This is a genomic window from Collimonas sp. OK412, from assembly GCF_900112135.1.
Taxonomy (GTDB): Bacteria; Pseudomonadota; Gammaproteobacteria; order Burkholderiales; family Burkholderiaceae_D; genus Collimonas; species Collimonas rhizosphaerae.
This window is the reverse complement of the sequence record NZ_FOLC01000008.1, coordinates 157,010-175,891: the sequence shown is the minus strand read 5'-3', so window position 1 is coordinate 175,891 and position 18,882 is coordinate 157,010. Positions and strand designations below refer to the sequence as shown.

At 60.2% G+C, this 18,882-nt stretch carries 15 protein-coding genes; 8 read left to right on the top strand and 7 right to left on the bottom strand.

Going from position 1 to position 18,882, the window contains the following annotated elements; translation table 11 throughout:
- Positions 1–99: 99 nt before the first annotated feature.
- Entirely contained in the window at positions 100–2,412 is a 2,313-nt protein-coding gene (locus BM062_RS11240) for an NADP-dependent malic enzyme (RefSeq protein ID WP_092396810.1), read from the bottom strand.
- A gap of 372 nt (positions 2,413–2,784) precedes the next feature.
- Between BM062_RS11240 and BM062_RS11235 the strand changes: the two genes are divergently transcribed.
- Positions 2,785–3,963, top strand: coding sequence for an FAD-dependent oxidoreductase (locus tag BM062_RS11235; RefSeq protein WP_175500963.1), 1,179 nt, complete (start codon positions 2,785–2,787; stop codon positions 3,961–3,963).
- Positions 3,964–4,001: 38 nt separating this feature from the next.
- Here the strand turns inward: BM062_RS11235 and recQ are convergent, their stop codons facing one another.
- The 5 genes from recQ to BM062_RS11210 form a co-directional block, all read right to left on the bottom strand.
- On the bottom strand, positions 4,002–5,837 hold the full coding sequence (gene recQ, locus BM062_RS11230; RefSeq protein WP_092396806.1) for a DNA helicase RecQ: 1,836 nt from the start codon (positions 5,835–5,837) through the stop codon (positions 4,002–4,004).
- 23 nt (positions 5,838–5,860) lie between these two features.
- Complete coding sequence (locus BM062_RS11225) at positions 5,861–6,733, bottom strand: undecaprenyl-diphosphate phosphatase (RefSeq protein WP_092396804.1); 873 nt, start codon at positions 6,731–6,733, stop codon at positions 5,861–5,863.
- A 71-nt stretch (positions 6,734–6,804) separates the two neighbouring features.
- Complete coding sequence (locus tag BM062_RS11220; protein ID WP_092396802.1) at positions 6,805–7,650, bottom strand: undecaprenyl-diphosphate phosphatase; 846 nt, start codon at positions 7,648–7,650, stop codon at positions 6,805–6,807.
- A 99-nt stretch (positions 7,651–7,749) separates the two neighbouring features.
- Complete coding sequence (locus tag BM062_RS11215; protein ID WP_175500962.1) at positions 7,750–8,304, bottom strand: DUF1439 domain-containing protein; 555 nt, start codon at positions 8,302–8,304, stop codon at positions 7,750–7,752.
- Between the two features lie 51 nt (positions 8,305–8,355).
- On the bottom strand, positions 8,356–8,646 hold the full coding sequence (locus BM062_RS11210) for a YkgJ family cysteine cluster protein (RefSeq protein ID WP_254785040.1): 291 nt from the start codon (positions 8,644–8,646) through the stop codon (positions 8,356–8,358).
- A gap of 190 nt (positions 8,647–8,836) precedes the next feature.
- On the opposite strand from BM062_RS11210, the gene BM062_RS11205 reads away from it, so the two are divergent.
- The 4 genes from BM062_RS11205 to BM062_RS11190 all read left to right on the top strand — a co-directional run bounded on the left by BM062_RS11205 (position 8,837) and on the right by BM062_RS11190 (position 12,027).
- On the top strand, positions 8,837–9,475 hold the full coding sequence (locus BM062_RS11205) for a TetR/AcrR family transcriptional regulator (RefSeq protein WP_092396798.1): 639 nt from the start codon (positions 8,837–8,839) through the stop codon (positions 9,473–9,475).
- Between the two features lie 175 nt (positions 9,476–9,650).
- Positions 9,651–10,316 carry a protein-L-isoaspartate O-methyltransferase family protein gene (locus tag BM062_RS11200; protein ID WP_092396796.1) on the top strand — a complete coding sequence of 222 codons (666 nt, stop codon included), beginning with the start codon at positions 9,651–9,653 and terminating at the stop codon, positions 10,314–10,316.
- 8 nt (positions 10,317–10,324) lie between these two features.
- Positions 10,325–10,648 carry a rhodanese-like domain-containing protein gene (locus BM062_RS11195; RefSeq protein ID WP_092396794.1) on the top strand — a complete coding sequence of 108 codons (324 nt, stop codon included), beginning with the start codon at positions 10,325–10,327 and terminating at the stop codon, positions 10,646–10,648.
- A gap of 77 nt (positions 10,649–10,725) precedes the next feature.
- Positions 10,726–12,027: a TolC family outer membrane protein gene (locus tag BM062_RS11190; protein WP_092396792.1), complete on the top strand. Its 1,302-nt coding sequence runs from the start codon at positions 10,726–10,728 to the stop codon at positions 12,025–12,027.
- A gap of 37 nt (positions 12,028–12,064) precedes the next feature.
- Here BM062_RS11190 and BM062_RS11185 read toward each other — a convergent pair whose 3' ends face one another.
- Positions 12,065–12,709 carry a TetR family transcriptional regulator gene (locus tag BM062_RS11185; protein ID WP_092396790.1) on the bottom strand — a complete coding sequence of 215 codons (645 nt, stop codon included), beginning with the start codon at positions 12,707–12,709 and terminating at the stop codon, positions 12,065–12,067.
- A gap of 244 nt (positions 12,710–12,953) precedes the next feature.
- On the opposite strand from BM062_RS11185, the gene BM062_RS11180 reads away from it, so the two are divergent.
- The 3 genes from BM062_RS11180 to BM062_RS11170 are packed head-to-tail and all read left to right on the top strand — an operon-like array spanning position 12,954 to position 18,791.
- Positions 12,954–14,189, top strand: coding sequence for an efflux RND transporter periplasmic adaptor subunit (locus tag BM062_RS11180; RefSeq protein ID WP_092396788.1), 1,236 nt, complete (start codon positions 12,954–12,956; stop codon positions 14,187–14,189).
- A gap of 11 nt (positions 14,190–14,200) precedes the next feature.
- The gene (locus tag BM062_RS11175) at positions 14,201–17,353 is read left to right on the top strand and encodes an efflux RND transporter permease subunit (protein ID WP_092396786.1); all 3,153 of its coding nucleotides are present in this window, start codon (positions 14,201–14,203) and stop codon (positions 17,351–17,353) included.
- Positions 17,346–18,791 carry an efflux transporter outer membrane subunit gene (locus BM062_RS11170; protein ID WP_092396784.1) on the top strand — a complete coding sequence of 482 codons (1,446 nt, stop codon included), beginning with the start codon at positions 17,346–17,348 and terminating at the stop codon, positions 18,789–18,791. Before BM062_RS11175 ends, BM062_RS11170 begins: the two co-directional genes overlap by 8 nt.
- The last annotated feature ends 91 nt before the right edge of the window (positions 18,792–18,882 follow it).

Genomic DNA, 18,882 nt, shown 5'->3' with positions numbered 1-18,882 from the left:
GATGCATGGCACAAAAAAAAGACCCAGCTTTGCCGCCGGTCACTTGGCGGTAAAGCTGGGTCCTTCTATTCCTGCTGATGTTTTATTGCTGTTTCTGGCTTAGCGCGCGGAAATCGCATCCACCACGCACAGCGCAGTCATGTTGACGATGCGGCGCACGGTGGCCGACGGCGTCAGGATATGGACCGGCTTGGCGCAGCCGAGCAGGATAGGACCAACCGCAACGCCGTTGCCGCAGGTATTCTTGAGCAGGTTGTAGGCGATGTTGGCAGCGTCGATGTTAGGCATCACCAGCAGGTTGGCGTCGCCTTTCAGGGCTGAATCCGGCATCACTTTGCGCAGCAGCTCGGTATCCAGCGCGGTGTCGCCGTGCATTTCGCCGTCCACTTCCAGATCCGGCGCCTGCTCCTTGATGATGGCCAAGGCATTCCGCATTTTTTGCGCCGAAGCGCTGTTGCTGGTGCCGAAATTGGAATGGGACAGCAAGGCAGCGCGCGGCTTGATGCCGAAACGCAGCATTTCTTCCGCGGCCAGGATCGTGATTTCCGCCAGCTGCTCGGCAGTCGGATCTTCGTTGACATGGGTATCGACCAGCACCAGCTGCCGGCTCGGCAGGATCAGCGCATTCATCGCGGCGTAGACATTGACGCCATCGCGGCGGCCCAGCACCTTGTCGATATAGTTCAAATGCAGGCTGGTAGTGCCGTAGGTGCCGCAGATCATGCCGTCGGCATGGCCCTTGTGGATCGCCATCGAACCGATCAGCGTATGGCGGCGGCGCATTTCCAGCTTGGCGTACTGTTCGGTCACGCCCTGGCGCTTGGTCATCGCCAGGAAAGTCTGCCAGTAGTCGCGATAGCGTTCGTCGAAATCAGGATTGATGACTTCAAAATCGACATCCGCTTTCAGGCGCAGGCCAAAGCGCTCGATGCGCTGCTGCAGCACCGCAGGCCGGCCGACCAGGATCGGACGCGCCAGGTTTTCGTCAACCACCACCTGCACTGCGCGCAGTACGCGCTCCTCTTCGCCTTCGGCGTACACGATGCGCTTTTTCTCGGCCGACGTCTTCTTGGCCGCCTGGAACAGCGGCCGCATGAACGTGCCGCTGCGGTAAACGAACTGCTGCAGCTTGTCGATGTAGGCTTCCATGTCCTTGATCGGACGGCTGGCGACGCCGGACGCCTCGGCAGCCTTGGCCACCGCCGGCGCGATCTTGATCATCAGGCGCGGATCGAACGGCTTTGGAATGATGTACTCAGGGCCGAACGACAGGTTGGTGATGCCGTACGTCGTTGCGACGATGTCCGACTGTTCGGCTTGCGCCAGTTCGGCGATCGCATGCACCACCGCGATTTCCATTTCACGGGTGATGGTGGTGGCGCCGCAATCGAGGGCGCCGCGGAAAATGTACGGGAAACACAGGACGTTGTTGACCTGGTTCGGATAGTCCGAACGGCCGGTCGCCATGACGGCGTCGTCGCGCACCGCCTTGACGTCTTCCGGCAGGATTTCAGGCGTCGGGTTGGCCAGCGCCAGCACCAGCGGCCGCGCCGCCATCGCCTTCACCATGTCTTGCTTGAGCACGCCGCCGGCCGACAGGCCGAGGAAAATGTCGGCGCCGGGAATCAGTTCAGCCAGGGTGCGCGCATCGGTCTCGCGGGCGAAACGTTCCTTGTCCGGGTCCATCAGTTCAACCCGGCCTTTATAGACCACGCCGGCCAGGTCGGTGACGAAAATATTCTCGATCGGGAAACCGAGGTCAACGATCAGGTCCAGGCAGGCCAGCGCCGCGGCGCCCGCGCCCGACACCACCAGCTTGCAGCTCTTGATGTCTTTGCCCACGACTTTCAGGCCGTTCAGGATCGCCGCGCCGACGATGATGGCGGTGCCGTGCTGGTCGTCATGGAATACCGGGATCTTCATGCGGTCGCGCAGCTTGCGTTCGATCTCGAAGCATTCCGGCGCCTTGATGTCTTCCAGGTTGATGCCGCCGAAGGTCGGCTCCAGCGAAGCGATGATGTCGCACAGCTTTTCCGGATTGGTTTCGTTGATTTCAATATCGAAGACATCGATGCCGGCGAATTTCTTGAACAGCACGCCCTTGCCTTCCATCACCGGCTTCGACGCCAGCGGCCCGATGTTGCCCAGGCCAAGCACGGCGGTGCCGTTGGTGATCACGGCGACCAGGTTGCCGCGCGCGGTGTAGCGGAAAGCATTGGCCGGATCGGCCACGATTTCTTCGCAAGCCGCAGCCACGCCTGGCGAATATGCCAGCGCCAGGTCGCGCTGGTTGGTCAATAGCTTGGTCGGGGTAACGCTGATTTTCCCCGGGGTCGGAAACTCGTGGTACTCAAGCGCCGCCTGACGCAATTGTTGACGAAGTTCTTCTTTTTTATCGATCATCGAATCCATATGCGTCTGTCCCCAAGCGTAACAAGTGAAAGTCATTGATTTTATCAGACTGGTCGCGGCCGACCATGTGAATTTCGCATGGTGAACAGCTATTTCATAGCATGATTTATAAAAACTATTGAACTTATTAAATTAAATCTTAAAAACTATTATCACCTCCCTTACAGATAATCAACTTACCTTTATATATCATCTGAAATTCCTCCTCCCGGCGATGGCAGAAGGCAACCAGGCCGCCGTCGTCGCCGGGCCTAATCTTGCAATGGCCGAGATCCGGGCGCTTGTTGTAAAATTGGCCGCCGCAAACTTCGCGGCGGCGAACATGCCGCGCATCGCGTTCCTCGCTGCCGCCAACCACCTTTCAGGACATTCATGAAACCCATCATCATCATCGGCGCCGGCATGGCTGCATATTCCCTGGCGCGCGAGGTGCGCAAGCTGGACAAGACGGCCGCGCTGCTGATCATTACTGCCGACGATGGCGGTTTCTATTCCAAGCCGATGCTGTCCAACGCTTTCGCGCAAAAGAAACTGGCGGCGCAGCTGATCTCGCAAAGCGCGGTGCAGATGGCGGAACAGATCGGCGCCAACATCATGACCAAGACCCGCGTCAACGGCATCGACACCGCGGCCAAGGTGGTCGATACCAGCATGGGCGCTTTCGAATACGCGCACCTGGTGATTGCCGTAGGCGCCCAGCCTATCCGACTGAACATCGCCGGCGACGCCGCCGACCGCGTGCTGTCGGTCAACCACATCGAAGACTACGCCACCTTCCGCGCCAAGCTGCTGCCTGACCAGCAGGCAACGGCGCGCGTGGCGATCCTGGGCGCCGGCCTGATCGGCTGCGAATTCGCCGACGACCTCGCAGCACATGGCCACACGGTGACGCTGATCGATCCCAATTCGCTGCCATTGGCTGCGCTGGCGGCGCCGGCTTTATCGGAAGGTTTGCATGCCGCGCTGACTGCCCGCGGCATCGCCCTCCAGCTCGGCACAACCGCCGCCAGCATCGACCATGCCGACGGCGCGATCAAGCTCACCTTGTCGAACGGCGAAGTGGTGATTGCCGATGTGGTCCTGTCCGCAGTCGGCCTGCGTCCTGACCTGGCGCTGGCGCAAGCAGCCAAATTGGCTACCGGCCGCGGCATCATGATTGACAGCCATGGCCGCACCAGCGCCGCCGACGTGTATGCGCTCGGAGATTGCGCCGAGTACCGTGTCGACAGCGAAGGCCGCACCAGTCCCCTGCCATACATCGCGCCGATCCTTACCGCGGCACGCGCGATTGCCAAGACCCTGACGGGCGAAGATACCGCGATCGACCTGAAACATTCGCCGGTGATCGTCAAGACCCCGAGCTATCCGCTGGCGCTGGTGCCGCCGCCGTCGCACACAGTGGCGGCGGGCCGCTGGGAAACCGAACTGGATGGCGCGACCACCATTTGCCGCTTCTTTGATGCACAGGGCGTGATGGTAGGTTTTGGCGTAGCACCGCAAGAAGCGAAAATCCGCCAAGCCTTGATGGCGGCCTTAGGCACTACGATTTAAGGAATTGGGCGGCACTGCTGTCGGGCGCCGCCGGGACGTCAGGCAAATTCGGCAATCAGCTCAACGATTTCCGCACCGTAGGTCTCCAGCTTTTTCTCGCCGACGCCGCTGACGCCGCGCAGGTCATCCAGCGACGACGGCTGCGCCTTGGCGATTTCGCGCATGGTGGCGTCGTGGAAGATGACGTAAGCGGGGACATTGTGCTTGCGCGCAGTCTCGACCCGCCACCAGCGCAGCTTCTCGAAAATCGCCTGCTCCAGCGTCGACAGGTCGGTTTCGACATACCCCTTGGGCTTGCTGCCGCTGCGCTTTTGCTTGACCGGTTTCTGGTACTCGCGCAACTGCACCTGCTGCTCGCCGCGCAGTACCGGCCGCGCCGCATCGGTCAGCTTGAGGGCGCTGTATGCCTCATGGTCGACCGTGATCAGGCCCAGCGCAATCGACTGCCGCAGGATCGCCCGCCATTCGGCTTCGCTGCGGTCGCTGCCGATGCCAAAGGTGGAAAGCTGGTCATGGCGCCACTGCTTGATCTTGTCGGAATCTATGCCGCGCAACACATCCATCACGTGCATCGCGCCGAAACGCTGGTCGACCCGGTAGATCGTCGACAGCAGCTTTTGCACCACCACGGTCGCATCGAACGATACAGGCGGGCTCATGCAGGTATCGCAATTGCCGCAGCGCTCGGAACCCTGGCCGAAATAATCCAGCAAACGCACGCGCCGGCAATGCAAGGTCTCGCACAAGCCGAGCATCGCATCCAGCTTGACGCCCAGCACCCGCTTGAAGATTTCGCCGGCCTCGGATTCGTCGATCATGCGCCGCTGCTGCACCACATCCTGCAAGCCATACGCCATCCAGGCATTGGCAGGGGCGCCGTCGCGGCCGGCGCGGCCGGTTTCCTGGTAGTAGCCCTCTATGCTTTTCGGCAGATCCAGATGGGCGACAAAACGCACATCCGGCTTGTCGATCCCCATGCCGAAGGCGATGGTGGCCACCATCACGATGCCGTCCTCGCGCAGGAAGCGGCCCTGGTTCTTGGTTCGTTTTGCATAGTCCATGCCGGCATGGTAGGGCAAGGCCCGGATCCCCTGCTGCTCCAGGAATTCAGCGGTTTCTTCCACCTTCTTGCGCGACAGGCAATACACGATGCCGGCGTCGCCCGCATGTTCGCTCTGGATGAAATCGAGCAGCTGCTTGCGGCCGTTGGCTTTCTCGACAATCTGGTAGCGGATATTGGGACGGTCAAAAGAGGAAACGAAACGCGCGCCCTGCTCCAGCTGCAGACGCAGCGCGATTTCCTCGCGGGTCTGCTGGTCGGCGGTCGCCGTCAGCGCAATCCGCGGCACTTGCGGGAAGCGCTCATGCAGGATCGACAGCTTGATATATTCGGGACGGAAGTCATGCCCCCATTGCGATACGCAATGCGCCTCGTCGATGGCGAACAAGGCAATCCTGGACGACTCCAGCAGGTCCAGGCAGCGCGGAGTCAGCAAGCGTTCCGGCGCCACATACACCAGGTCGAGATCGCCGCTGCGCACGCGGCGCTCGATCTGCGAAGCTTCTTCGTAGGTTTGCGTCGAATTCAGGAAAGCAGCGCGCACCCCGACTTCGGCCAGCGCATCGACCTGATCCTGCATCAGCGCGATCAGCGGCGACACCACCACGCCGACGCCGTCCCGCAGCAGGGCCGGGATCTGGTAGCACAGCGACTTGCCGCCGCCGGTCGGCATCAATACCAGCGCATCGCCGCCGTTGGCTACATGGCTGACAATCTCAGCCTGCTGGCCACGGAAAGAGGGATAACCGAATACCGTTTGCAGTATATGGAGTGCTTGCGGGTCGGAACCGGCGGATGCATCTGAATGTGGCATTAAATACTTGACGAAGTTTTCTTTTAATTAAGGAAGCCGTTATGTACCGCCACCAGGAGGAAAATCCCCAAAGCGATGCGATACACGATAAACGGCCAGGTCGAGAAGCGCTCCAGGAATTTCATCAAGCCCCAGATCGCGCCGAACGCCGAGACGCTGGCGACCACCAGGCCGAAAATCAGCAGCATCCAGGTTTCCGCCGGCATGTGCAGGTGGAGCAGCACCAGCAATTCTTTCAAGCCGGCCAGGGCGATCGCCGGCAGGCCGAGCAGGAAAGAAAAGCGCGCCGCTTCTTCGCGCTTGAAATTAAGGAACAAGGCGGCGGTCAGGGTGGAGCCGGAACGCGACACGCCCGGAATCAGCGCCCCCACCTGCGCCAAGCCGACAATCAGCGCGTCGCGCAGGCGCATCTCGCCGACCGTACGGCGATGGCGGCAACTCAATTCCGCAATCGCCAGCAATACGCCCATGGCGATACAGGCGTAGCCGATCACGCTCAGGCTGCGCAGCGGCGAGCCGCAGGCGTTCAGCACCGGCGCCAGCGCCAGGCCGGCAATCCCGATCGGGATGGTCGCCAGGACGATCGCCACCCCGAGCCGGAACGACGGGCTGCTGAAATTGCGCTCACGCACCGCCGTGATGCTGCCGACCGTCACCTCGCGCACATCGCGCCAGAAGTAGCTGACGACGGCAGCCAGCGCAGCCAGCTGCATCGCCGCGGAAAACGCCGAGCCGGGATCGTGCCAGCCCAGTATGGCCGGGACGATGCGCATGTGCGCAGTGGAAGAAATCGGCAATAGCTCAGAGATGCCCTGAATTACGCCAAGGATCGCGACCTGCACGTAATCCAGCGATGCAAACCCGATATCGGTACCAGCGGAACATACACCTGCCACAACACTCTCCTGTTCAGGATCAAAATAACGGCCGTTTTAAAATCCGGCCAACTTTTCTGCGGAAGCCCGGTTCAATGCGCCCAATTCACCCAGCCGGTGTAGCCGGTCACGATCACCACCAGGCCAAACACGATCCGGTACCACGCAAACACGGTGAAATCATGGCTGCTGATATAACGCAGCAACCAGCGCACGCACAGGAATGCCGAAACAAACGCGGCAACGGTGCCGATCGAAAATAGCGGGATGTCGGCGGCCGACAGCAGCGCGCGGTCCTTGTACAGCGAATAGATGGTGGCGGCAAACAGCGTTGGAATCGCCAGGAAAAACGAAAACTCGGTGGCGGCCTTGCGCGACAGGCCGAACATCATGCCGCCGATGATCGTGGCGCCGGAACGGCTGGTGCCGGGAATCAGCGCAAACGCCTGGGCAATCCCGATCTTCAATGCATCGAGCGCGCTCATGTCGTCCACCGACTCGACCCGGGCGACACGGTCGCCGCCCTTGTTGCGGCGCTCGACCCACAGGATGATGAAGCCGCCGACGATCAGCGCAATCGCCACCGGCAAAGGCGCAAACAGTTTTTCCTTGATCATCTTGCTGAAAAACAGGCCCAGCAACGCTGCCGGCACGAATGCGATGATCAGGTTGACGACCAGCTTGCGCGCCTTGGGGTCGCTGGTGAGGCCGCGCAGGACCGCGCCGATGCGGGCCCGGTATTCCCAGCACACTGCGAAAATCGCGCCGGCCTGGATAGCAATCTCGAACACTTCGGCTTTTTCCCGCGTGATGTCGGCGGTGAAATCCAGCAAGCTGCCGGCCAGGATCAGGTGGCCGGTTGACGAGATGGGCAGGAATTCGGTGAATCCCTCGACCAGGCCCATGATGAGCACTTTTAACGCAAGAATAATATCCATGTAGTGTGGGAGTTGTAAGAGAAAGGAAATCAAGCGCCGAGGCGAATGATACCGCCCTGGCTGTCATATGGTTGCTGGTGTTTTCTTAAAACCTGCCGGCTATTTTACCGGTTCAAACGTGACCACCAGATTTTCTGCCCGGGTGCCGATCCTGGTCGGCATGAAAGCGACGCCGGCATAACGCAAATCCTCCGGCTTGAAGGTATACAGCGGCAGGTTGGTCAGCAGCTGGCGCGCCAGCAGGTTGCCGATCTGCGTGACTTGGGCAGCGTAGGTATTGTCCAGGCCGTCAAGCACCAGGCTATCCAGCCTTGCCTCCTGCAATGTCACCGCGTTATGCGGGTTATCCAGGAACAGCACGCCCGAGATCGCCATCTTGCCGTTCCACGACTTACCCAGCAGCGGCATGGTCAGGACCACGTCGGTTGTCATGGCCAGGCGGTTCTGTTCGGGCGGCAAGCTGAGCTGGGCCTTGTCGGCGGTTATTTCGAACAGGCCCAGGTAACGCTGGGAAAACGGCAAGCGTTTGTCTACCGATTGCTGCAGTTTGGTCAATGGAAATTCGACATCGCGCGGTCCGATCAGGGCCGCACAGGAAGACAACAGCAGCGTCGCCAGCAAAACCAGCAGCGCCGGCATTTTCGTAACAGGCATGTAATTTTTCATTTGCATTCGGATTTTCCTTATTCTGTCTGCTGACAGACCCTACATGGCGGTCAATCGTTCCAGCGTCGCCAGATAATGCATGGCGTGCGTGCGGGAATTGCCGCACATGTCCAGCGCCGGCTTCAGGCTGGCGCATACCGCGGGACGATCGGGACTGCCGAAAATCCGGCAAAGGTTGGCCTGGTCCAGCTGGATGCAGCGCACGCCAGCCGGCTTGCCGCCGGGCATGCCGGGGATCGGCGACGAAATCGACGGCGCCGTGCAGCAGGCGCCGCAATCGGGACGGCAAGCGATGCTTTGCACGCTCATGCCCTGCCCCCGCCAATCCATGTATTTTTTGCAAACATCCGAAACCTGTAACAACGCCGATTTAACCGAAGGCCAGATTCTACCGGCAATCGCCGCGCATCCTTCAAGTTCCAGTGCGGACGCCAACCTTTCTTGACACTCCAGCGGTTGCCGCTTACATTACTGACTCTTAAGTCAGTAACGAGCAGGCAACTGAGGAAACCAAGGATTCATGAACTGCCCTTTCAGCTCCAAACCCCGTTGGGCAAGACGCAAGGAAGCGCGTCCGCAGGAACTGCTGGCGGCCGCGCTGGACCTGTTCGTCGAACGCGGATTCGCCGCCACCAGGCTGGGCGACGTCGCGGCCCGGGCCGGCGTCTCCAAGGGCACTTTGTACCTGTATTTCGAGAGCAAGGAAGATTTGTTCAAGGCGGTGGTGCGCGAAAACATAGTGCCGGCGCTGGCTGAAGCGGAAGACATCATCGACGGCTACCAGGGGCCCAGCGCCGACCTGTTCCGCGAAATCCTGCTGGGCTGGTGGGAGCACATCGGCGCCACCAAGCTGGCTGGCATCACCAAGCTGCTGATGGCCGAATCGGGCAATTTCCCTGAACTCGCAGCTTTTCACCGCGAAGAAGTCAGCGAACGCGGCGAAGCGATGATCGTGCGCATGCTGCAGCGTGGCATCGAGCGCGGCGAATTCCGTGCGATCGACGTGCGCCAGACCGCCAACGTACTGATTGCGCCGGTGATCATGCTGATGATGTGGCAACAACCGCTCAACCCCTGCCACGTGGAGCCTGTGGATGCCGGCAGTTACCTGGACAGTTTTATCGATCTTTGCCTGCACGGCTTGCTCAGCAAACCGTAGCGCGCCCTGGCTTCAGGATTTACGCCAAACTGTCCCGGCAAGGCGCGACGACGAAGACGGTATGGCGTACGGCTAGGAGGAGTAACGCCGCTGGGGCAGTTTTGCGCAAGTCCTAAGGTTTTGAGGGTGGCCTTTGATAGAATGAGCCCTTTATTTTCACTACCGAGCCTTAACCATGAATATCGAACAAGCCCGCTTCAATATGATCGAACAGCAAATTCGCCCTTGGAACGTGCTGGAACTGGACGTGCTGGAATTGCTGACGGTAGTCCGGCGCGAGGAATTCGTTCCTGCCGCCTACAAGAGCCTGGCGTTTTCCGATACCGAGATCCCGCTGCCGGGTCCGAACGGCGAAAGCATGCTGGCGCCCAAGGTCGAGGCGCGACTGCTGCAGCAAGCTGCCGTGAAGAAACACGAGCAAGTGCTGGAAATCGGCGCCGGTTCGGGTTATATGGCGGCCCTGCTGTGCTACAAGGCAAGGCATGTGACGACGGTTGAAATCGATCCCGAGCTGAAAGCGCTGGCTGAAAAGAACCTGGCTGCCTATGGCATCACCAATGTCGAGGTAATGCTTGGCAACGGCGCCCAGGGCTGGGACCAGGGCGCAAGCAAGACTTACGACGTGATCGTGATTTCCGGCTCGCTGTCGACGCTGCCGGACGCCTTCCTCAAGCAGCTCAATGTCGGCGGCCGGATTGTCACCATCCTGGGCGAAGCGCCGGTGATGTCGGCACAAATCATTACCCGCACTTCGGACAGCAACTACAGCACGGTCCACCTGTTTGAAACCAACGTCAAGCCGCTGCGCGAAGCTGCCGTTCATTCCCACTTCAAATTCTAAGCCCGCCCATGCAACATCTCACCGCTTCAGAACTGGCCGCCTGGATCGCCGACCCGCAACGGCCGGCGCCGCTGCTGCTCGACGTGCGCGAGCCATGGGAATACGAGACCTGCCACATCGCCGCGGCGCAGCTGATGCCGATGCAGACAGTGCCGGCGCGCCTGAACGACCTGGAAGAAGACCAGGCGATCGTCTGCATCTGCCACCATGGCGCGCGCAGCATGCAGGTCGCTGCATTTCTCGAGCGTCACGGATTTTCTGCGGTCAGCAACCTGACCGGCGGCGTCCACGCCTGGGCGCAGCAGGTCGATCCGGCCATGCCGACTTACTAGGGCGCGCTGACCCAGGCCCCGACCCAACCGAACCAGACCACACCTGCCTGCCTGCCGCCACCGTTCCGGAGAGTGTAATGCGCAATACCCTTATGGCCTCGTTGATCGCAAGTGCATTGCTGGCTGCAAATGCACATGCGGTCGATCTGGTACAGACGTATCAGCAAGCGTTGGCCAACGATCCGGTATACACCAGCGCACGTTACGCGCTCAGCGCCAGCAATGAGGCCAGCATCCAGGGCCGCGCCGCCCTGCTGCCGGTGGTCGGCTTCGGCGGCAACTACAGCCGCGCCGGGGAATCCTGGAAAACCGTCACCAACAACTACAGCCTGCAGCTCACCCAGCCGCTGTTCCGTCCTGCGTACTGGCAGCAGTACCAGGAAAGCAAGCTGTCGGTCGCTGCCGGCGAAGTGAAGTTTGCCCAGGCGGTACAGGACCTGATGCTGCGCGTCAGCCAGGCTTACTTTGACACGCTGACGGCGCAAGACGTGCTGGCTACTTTGCAAGCCCAGAAAAGCGCGATTGCCGAGCAGCTGGCCTCCGCCAAGCGCAACTTCGAAGTCGGCACCGCCACCATCACCGACACCAACGAAGCCCAGGCCAGCTACGACCTGGTGATTGCGCAGGAAATCGCCGCCAGCAATAACCTGGAAGTCGCCCGCAACGTGCTGCAGCAGATTATCGGCAAGCCGCCGGCGCCGCTGGCGACCCTGCGTCCCGGCGTCCAGCTGAGCGCGCCGCAGCCGGCGGCGATCGAGAGCTGGGTCAGCAGCGCCGAGGAGCAGAATTTCGGCGTGGTAGGCCAGCAAATTGCGCTTGATAGCGCCAAATACGAAATCAAGAAAAACCGTGCCGGCCATCTGCCGACAGTCGACCTGGTGGCCAGCCGCGCGCACTCCGATGTCAGCGGCAGCCCGATTCCTTTTTATAATATTTCGCAGATGAACAACTCGATCGGCGTGCAGTGGACCATCCCGCTGTATGCCGGCGGCGCCGTCAACAGCAGCGTGCGGCAAGCGGTGGCATTGGAAGACAAGGCGCGCTCGGACCTGGAAAGCGCGCGCCGGAACGCAGCGTTGAACGCACGCCAGGCTTACCTGGGGGTCAACAGCGGCCTGGCCCAGATCAAGGCGTATGAGGCGGCGGAGATTTCCAGCCAGTCGTCGCTGGACTCCAACCGGCTGGGTTACCAGGTTGGCGTACGCATCAATATCGATGTGCTGAACGCGCAGCAGCAACTGTTCTCTACCCGCAGGGATCTGGCCAAGGCGCGTTACGATACGCTGATGAATAGCCTGAAACTCAAGTCAGCGGTCGGCACCTTGAAAGAAGAAGACCTGCAGCAGATCAACGCGTTATTGACGCCGGCTGTATATTGAACGGATTCCTGGCGGACCCGGGAACTGCACATCAGGATCAGGCGTCGTTGTTTTTCAGCATGAACGGCGATGTCTTGAACATGTGGATGCAGTTGTCGACTACTTTTGAAACATTGTCGGCGAGATCAAAGCTGTGCGGGCTGAAGGTCCAGTTGCTCAGGATGCCGAACAGCAATCCTTGCACCATGACCGCGGCCATCACCGGATCCAGTTCGCGCGGCAGCTGACCTTTTGCAATCGCGAACCGCAGCAAGCGTTCTATGTCGGTACGGCCTTGCAAGAAACACTCATGCTGGCGGATATAGATAGGATCTTCCGGATCCACCAGCTCGCACTTGTGCAGGACAATTTCAAAAATCTTGCGCGACTGCGGATTGAGCGTCGCTTCCTGCAGGGTGAACAAACATCTGTTGCGGAACTGGTTCAGGGGATCGTGCGCATTTTCGTCTGCGGTCTTTTCGATCATCGCTTCCATCGGCAGGCGCACCCGCTCACACATGGCATCGAATAAATCGCTCTTGTTCTTGAAGTGCCAATAGATAGCTCCGCGCGTCACGTCAGCGGCGCTGGCGACGTCGGCCAGCGTGGTGCGCGCCACGCCGTGCTGGTGAAACACCTCCGCTGCCGCATCCAGGATGCGGCTCCGCGTTTCCAGTGCTTCTTCTTTTGTACTTCTAGCCATTTTAAGCCGACCTCCAAACTGTTACGATATTTTGTGCGCTCGCAGCAAATAATTTATTAGCAATACAGACATAACACATACATTCGTGCATGTATGTATAATAGCAGGATTCCGGCTGTTCCACCCGCTTTCTGGCAAGGCATCCGGTGCAACAAAGCAATTACTTATATATCCTATGTCAATTCCAGAAACAGAGTCACCTGTCAGATCTGCAGTCTTTCCTCAATTACCGTGCGAGAATTTTATGAATTCAGTTAGCTCTATCAGTCGTCTCACGCGTATCACCCTGGCTATCGCGCTCCTGTCCGCTGTTGCCGCCTGCGGCAAGAAGCCGGAAGCCCAAGCGCAACCGCCAGCCGGTGTTTCATTCGTCACCGTCGCCCCGGAACGCCTTGCCCTCACCACGGAATTGCCAGGCCGGCTGGAAGCTACCCGTATCGCCCAGATCGGCGCGCGGGCAGCCGGTATCGTGCTCAAGCGGAATTTCCGCGAAGGCAGCGATGTAAAGGCTGGCCAGACCCTGTACCAGATCGATCCGGCGCCGTTGCAAGCCGCTTACGACAGTGCCCAGGCAACCTTGGCCAAGGCCGAAGCAAACCTGACTACCGCGACCCTGAAGGCACAGCGCTACAAGCCGCTGGTGGACGTCAATGCCGTCAGCAAGCAGGATTACGACGACACCGTTGCCACCCAGAAGCAAGCTGCCGCTGACGTTGCATCCGCCAAGGCTGCACGCCAGACCGCCAGCCTCAACCTCGGCTACGCCACCGTGACCTCGCCGATTTCCGGCCGCATCGGCAAGGCGCTGGTGACCGAAGGCGCACTGGTCGGCCAGGGTGAAGTGACCCAGCTGGCAGTGGTGCAGCAGATCGATCCGATCTACGTCAACCTGACCCAGTCCAGCACCGACATCCTCAAATTGCAGCAGGCAATGAAGAGCGGCCAGCTGGAAAGCGCCGGCGCCGGCCAAGCCAAGGTCACTCTGGTGACTGAAGACGGCCGCACCTACCCGCAAAGCGGCAAGCTGCTGTTTTCCGACCTGACGGTCGACGCCAACACCGGTTCGGTCACCCTGCGCGCTGAATTCCCTAACCCGGACCGCAGCCTGTTGCCTGGCATGTATGTACGCGCCAGGCTCGAGCAGGCAGTCAACGCCTCCGCCCTGACCGTGCCGCAACAGGCAGTCCAGCGCGACCTCAACGGCGCTTCGGTGTTCGTGATCGGCGCTGACAATAAAGTGGCCGTACGGCCGGTAATCGCCGATGTCGCACAAGGCGACAAATGGATCGTTGCCGAAGGCCTGAAAGCCGGCGACAAGGTGATCGTTGACGGCTTGCAAAAGGTGAAGCCAGGCGCGCCGGTCAATCCGTCGCCATGGAAGCCTAATGCTGCTCCGGCAGCTACAGCCGCACCCGCTGCAGCGGCCGGCGCCAGCGCCAGCGCGGCAGCTGCCTCAGCTGCTACATCTACCGCTAAATAAGGAGCCTATCAATGGGCAAGTTTTTCATCGACCGCCCCGTATTTGCGTGGGTGCTCGCCATCTTCATCCTGCTCGGGGGTGCTTTGGCGATCACGCAATTACCGGTGGCGCAGTATCCTTCGATTGCACCGCCGACGATTGTAGTTAACGCCACCTACCCTGGCGCAACTGCACAAACCCTCGACGATAGCGTTACCAGCCTGATTGAACAGGAAATGAACGGCGCCGACGGTTTGCAATATATCGAGTCGCAAAGCCAGGCTAACGGCACGGTAGCCATCACCGTGACGTTTTCGCCTGAAACCAATGCCGACCTGGCAGCAGTGGACGTGCAAAACCGCTTGAAGCGGGTAGAAGCTCGCCTGCCGGCGGCAGTCACGCAACAGGGTGTGCAAGTGACCAAGTCGCGCAGCAACTTCCTGATGTTTATCGGCCTGTCTTCAAGTGACGGCAAGCTCGACCCGATTGCACTCGGCGATTACCTGTCGCGCAACGTGCTGAACGAAATCAAGCGCGTGCCGGGCGTTGGCCAGGCCCAGCTGTTCGGTACTGAACGCGCCATGCGGATTTGGATTGATCCAGCCAAACTGGTTGGTCTCAATCTGACGCCAGGCGACGTCACGACTGCAATCACTGCACAAAATGCTTTGGTCGCAGGCGGCACCATCGGCGATTTGCCTAGCCCTGGCACTCAGCAGATTTCCGCCACCGTGGTTGTCACCGGCCAGCTGAATACGGTTGAACAGTTCGGCAATATCCAGTTGCGCGCCAATGCGGATGGATCGGTGGTACGTTTGCGCGACGTTGCGCGTATTGAAATCGGTGGCCAGTCTTATGCGACAGCCGGCCGGCTGGACGGCAAGCCGACTTCCTTCGTCGGCGTGCAGTTGTCGCCAACTGCCAATGCGCTGGGCACCGCTACCGCAGTCCATGCCAAGATGGCTGAGCTGTCGAAGTATTTCCCGCCCGGCGTCACATACACCATTCCTTACGACACCTCGAAATTCGTCAAGATTTCGATCGAAGAAGTGGTCAAGACCTTGGTAGAGGCGATCATCCTGGTGTTCCTGGTGATGTACCTGTTCCTGCAAAACATCCGCTACACCCTGATCCCGACCGTGGTTGTGCCGGTGGCCCTGATGGGTACTTTCGCCACGCTGCTGCTGTTCGGCTTCTCGATCAACGTCCTGACCATGTTCGGCATGGTATTGGCGATCGGTATCCTGATCGACGATGCGATCGTGGTAGTGGAAAACGTCGAGCGCATCATGAGCGAAGAAGGTTTGTCGCCGCGCGATGCAACCCGCAAGGCGATGGGCCAGATCACCGGCGCGCTGATCGGTATCACCCTGGTGCTGATCGCGGTGTTCATCCCGATGGCGTTCTTCAGCGGCGCGGTTGGCGCGATTTACCGCCAGTTCTCGCTGTCGATGGTCGCTTCGATGGTGTTCTCGGTGCTGATGGCGTTCACACTGACACCGGCGCTGTGCGCCACCATCCTGAAACCGGTGGAAGCTGGACATCACCACGAGAAGAAGGGTTTCTTCGGCTGGTTCAACCGCAAGTTCAACGCGACCACCAACGGCTATCAAGGCGTTATCGCCAAGATGCTGACCAAGACCGGCCGTTACCTGCTGATATATGGCGCGATCCTGATAGGCGTCGGTTTGCTGTATGCCCGCTTGCCGGCGTCGTTCCTGCCGGCCGAGGACCAGGGCTACATCATCACCAACGTGCAATTGCCTTCCGGCGCCAGCACCAACCGCACCTTGGAAGTCATCAAGACGATTGAAGACTACTATTCGAAATTGCCTGGTGTGGCCCATGTGGTTGCCATTACCGGGTTCAGTTTCTCGGGCAACGGTCAGAATGCCGGCCTGGTGTTCACACCGCTCAAGGACTGGAGCGAACGTGGTCCGGATCAGTCGGCCGACGCAATCGCCGGCAAGGCATTCGGCGTGTTCACGCAAATCAAGGACGCCATCGTCTATCCTTTGAATCCCCCGCCGATTCCAGAACTGGGCAACGCCACAGGCTTTACCTTCCGCCTGCAAGACCGTTCGGGACAAGGGCATGCCGCGCTAACCGCAGCGCGTAACCAAATGCTGGGCATGGCATCGCAAAGCAAGATCCTGGCTGGAGTTCGTCCTGAAGGCCTGGAAGATGCACCGCAGCTGCAGCTCGATATCGACCGCGACAAGGCTAATGCCCTGGGTGTTTCGTTCAACGCCATCAACAGCGCGCTGTCGACCGCGCTTGGCTCTTCCTACGTAAATGACTTCCCTAACCAGGGCCGTCAACAACGGGTAATCGTGCAAGCCGATGCACCGCAACGGCTGCAACCGGAAGACCTGGCCAGGTTGTATGTCAAGAACACCCAAGGAACCATGGTGCCGTTCTCGTCATTCACCAGCTCGCACTGGACTAACGGTCCGGTACAGCTGACGCGCTATAACGGCTATCCGGCGATGAAAATCTCCGGTGGCGCATCACCTGGCCACAGCACAGGTGAAGCGATGGACGAGATGGAAGCGTTGACCGCGAAACTCCCTCCCGGCTTCGGCTTTGAATGGACCGGCCAGTCGCTGGAAGAAAAGACTTCAGGCTCGCAAGCACCGATGCTTTACGCATTGTCGCTGCTGGCGGTGTTCCTGGTGTTGGCAGCATTGTACGAAAGCACTTCCATCCCGCTGGCAGTGATGCTGGTGGTACCGCTGGGGATTCTCGGCGCATTGCTGGGCGTAACCTTGCGCGGCATGCCTAACGACGTCTACTTCAAGGTCGGGATGATTACCGTGGTCGGCTTGTCGGCGAAGAACGCGATTCTGATTATCGAATTCGCTAAAGACCTGCAGGCGCAAGGCAAGGGCCTGATCGAAGCGACGCTGGAAGCTGTGCATCTGCGGTTCCGGCCGATTCTGATGACCTCGTTCGCTTTCATCCTGGGCGTGTTGCCGCTGGCGATCAAGACCGGCGCCGGTTCAGGCAGCCAACGCGCAATCGGTACCGGCGTGATGGGCGGCATGATCACAGCGACGGCCTTGGCGGTATTCCTGGTGCCAGTGTTCTTCGTGGTGGTGCGCAAACTATTCAAAGGCAGCGAACGCCAACGCAAGCTGCATGCGGCCAATCAGAAAATAGATGTGGAGAATCAGCATGTTTAATATGGCAATTACGGCGTACTTACCCAAGCAACTGACCGGCGCCCTGCTCTTGGCAGGGGTCCTCTCGGGTTGCACCATGGCGCCGACCTACGTACGGCCGGAAGCGCCGGTGGCCGGCAGCTATCCGGCTGCCGCCGACGGCCAGGCGCAGCTGGATGCGGCGGCGCTCGGCTGGCGCCAGTTTTTCCCGGACCAGCGGCTGCAGGCGCTGATCGCCTCGGCGCTTGAAAACAACCGTGACCTGCGCACCGCTGCCTTGAACATCGAGCAGGCGCGCGCGCAGTACGACATCACGGCGGCCGACGCCTTGCCCAACTTCGACGGCAATTTCAGCCGCACCCGCGGCCGTACCGCCACGTACCAGCTGGTGCCGGGCCAGAACGCGGTTGGCACCGCTTACCAGGTCGGCTTGAACATGACCTCGTTCGAGCTGGACTTTTTCGGCCGCGTGCGCAGCTTGAAAGATGCCGCCCTGGCCAGCTACCTGGCGACCGAAGAAGCACGCCAGGCGGCGCAGATCAGCCTGATCTCGCAAGTTGCCCAGGCTTACCTGACCGAGCAGTCGTATGCCGAGCAGCAAAGGCTGGCGCAGCAGACCCTGGACAGCCGCCTGGACGACTACAAGCTGGACAAGATGCGTTTTGATGTCGGCGCCTCGTCGGAACTCGACCTGCGCAACTCCGAAACGCTGGTGCAGTCTGCCCGCGTATCGCTGGCGACGCTGGTGCGCCAGCGCGGCCAGGCCACCAACGCCTTGGTTCTGCTGGTCGGCAAGCCGTTAGGCGACCTGCCCGCGCCGCAATCGCTGTCGGATGAGCAAATCGTCACCGAGATCCCGGCCGGCCTGCCTTCCGATCTGTTGAACCGCCGTCCCGATATCCGTGAAGCGGAGCAGCAGCTGCGTTCCGCCAACGCCAATATCGGTGCGGCGCGCGCCGCCTTCTTCCCGACCATCTCGCTGACGGCGGGAATCGGCAATGCGAGCACATCGCTGGGCAGCCTGTTCTCGGCCGGCAGCCGCACCTGGTCGTTCGTGCCGCAGCTGACGCTGCCGATTTTCGAGGGCGGCCGCAACCGCGCCAACCTGTCGCTGAGCGAGATCCGCAAGAACCTGGCGATTGCCAGCTACGAGAAAACCATCCAGAGCGCATTCCGGGAAGTTGCCGATGCACTGGTTGCCCGTGGCACGCTGGAAGAACAGCTGGCAGCCCAGGATGCCTTCCTCAAGGCGCAGGAACAGCGGGTGAAGTTGACCGAACTGCGCTACAAGAACGGCATCGCCAGTTCGACCGACCGCCTGAATGCGCAGCGTGACCTGTTCTCGGCGCAGCAGTCCCTGATCCAGACGCGGCAGCTGCGCCTGAACAATGCGATCGACCTGTACCGGTCGCTGGGTGGCGGTTTGAATGAAAATACCGTGGTGGCGGCGACGAAATAACCGTCCTGGGCTTGAGTCCTGCAAAACGCCGCACTTGTGCGGCGTTTTTTTTACCATTACAGTTTGTCTCTGCCCCCAATATGGATTGAAA

What these genes read in the sequence shown, in the direction of transcription:
- BM062_RS11210 (WP_254785040.1), bottom strand. Translation starts at nt 8,646, where the DNA reads ATGGATTGGCGGGGGCAGGGCATGAGCGTGCAAAGCATCGCTTGCCGT.
- BM062_RS11205 (WP_092396798.1), top strand. Translation starts at nt 8,837, where the DNA reads ATGAACTGCCCTTTCAGCTCCAAACCCCGTTGGGCAAGACGCAAGGAA.
- recQ (WP_092396806.1), bottom strand. Translation starts at nt 5,837, where the DNA reads ATGCCACATTCAGATGCATCCGCCGGTTCCGACCCGCAAGCACTCCAT.
- BM062_RS11215 (WP_175500962.1), bottom strand. Translation starts at nt 8,304, where the DNA reads ATGCCTGTTACGAAAATGCCGGCGCTGCTGGTTTTGCTGGCGACGCTG.
- BM062_RS11220 (WP_092396802.1), bottom strand. Translation starts at nt 7,650, where the DNA reads ATGGATATTATTCTTGCGTTAAAAGTGCTCATCATGGGCCTGGTCGAG.
- BM062_RS11180 (WP_092396788.1), top strand. Translation starts at nt 12,954, where the DNA reads ATGAATTCAGTTAGCTCTATCAGTCGTCTCACGCGTATCACCCTGGCT.
- BM062_RS11200 (WP_092396796.1), top strand. Translation starts at nt 9,651, where the DNA reads ATGAATATCGAACAAGCCCGCTTCAATATGATCGAACAGCAAATTCGC.
- BM062_RS11240 (WP_092396810.1), bottom strand. Translation starts at nt 2,412, where the DNA reads ATGGATTCGATGATCGATAAAAAAGAAGAACTTCGTCAACAATTGCGT.
- BM062_RS11195 (WP_092396794.1), top strand. Translation starts at nt 10,325, where the DNA reads ATGCAACATCTCACCGCTTCAGAACTGGCCGCCTGGATCGCCGACCCG.
- BM062_RS11185 (WP_092396790.1), bottom strand. Translation starts at nt 12,709, where the DNA reads ATGGCTAGAAGTACAAAAGAAGAAGCACTGGAAACGCGGAGCCGCATC.
- BM062_RS11175 (WP_092396786.1), top strand. Translation starts at nt 14,201, where the DNA reads ATGGGCAAGTTTTTCATCGACCGCCCCGTATTTGCGTGGGTGCTCGCC.
- BM062_RS11170 (WP_092396784.1), top strand. Translation starts at nt 17,346, where the DNA reads ATGTTTAATATGGCAATTACGGCGTACTTACCCAAGCAACTGACCGGC.
- BM062_RS11190 (WP_092396792.1), top strand. Translation starts at nt 10,726, where the DNA reads ATGCGCAATACCCTTATGGCCTCGTTGATCGCAAGTGCATTGCTGGCT.
- BM062_RS11235 (WP_175500963.1), top strand. Translation starts at nt 2,785, where the DNA reads ATGAAACCCATCATCATCATCGGCGCCGGCATGGCTGCATATTCCCTG.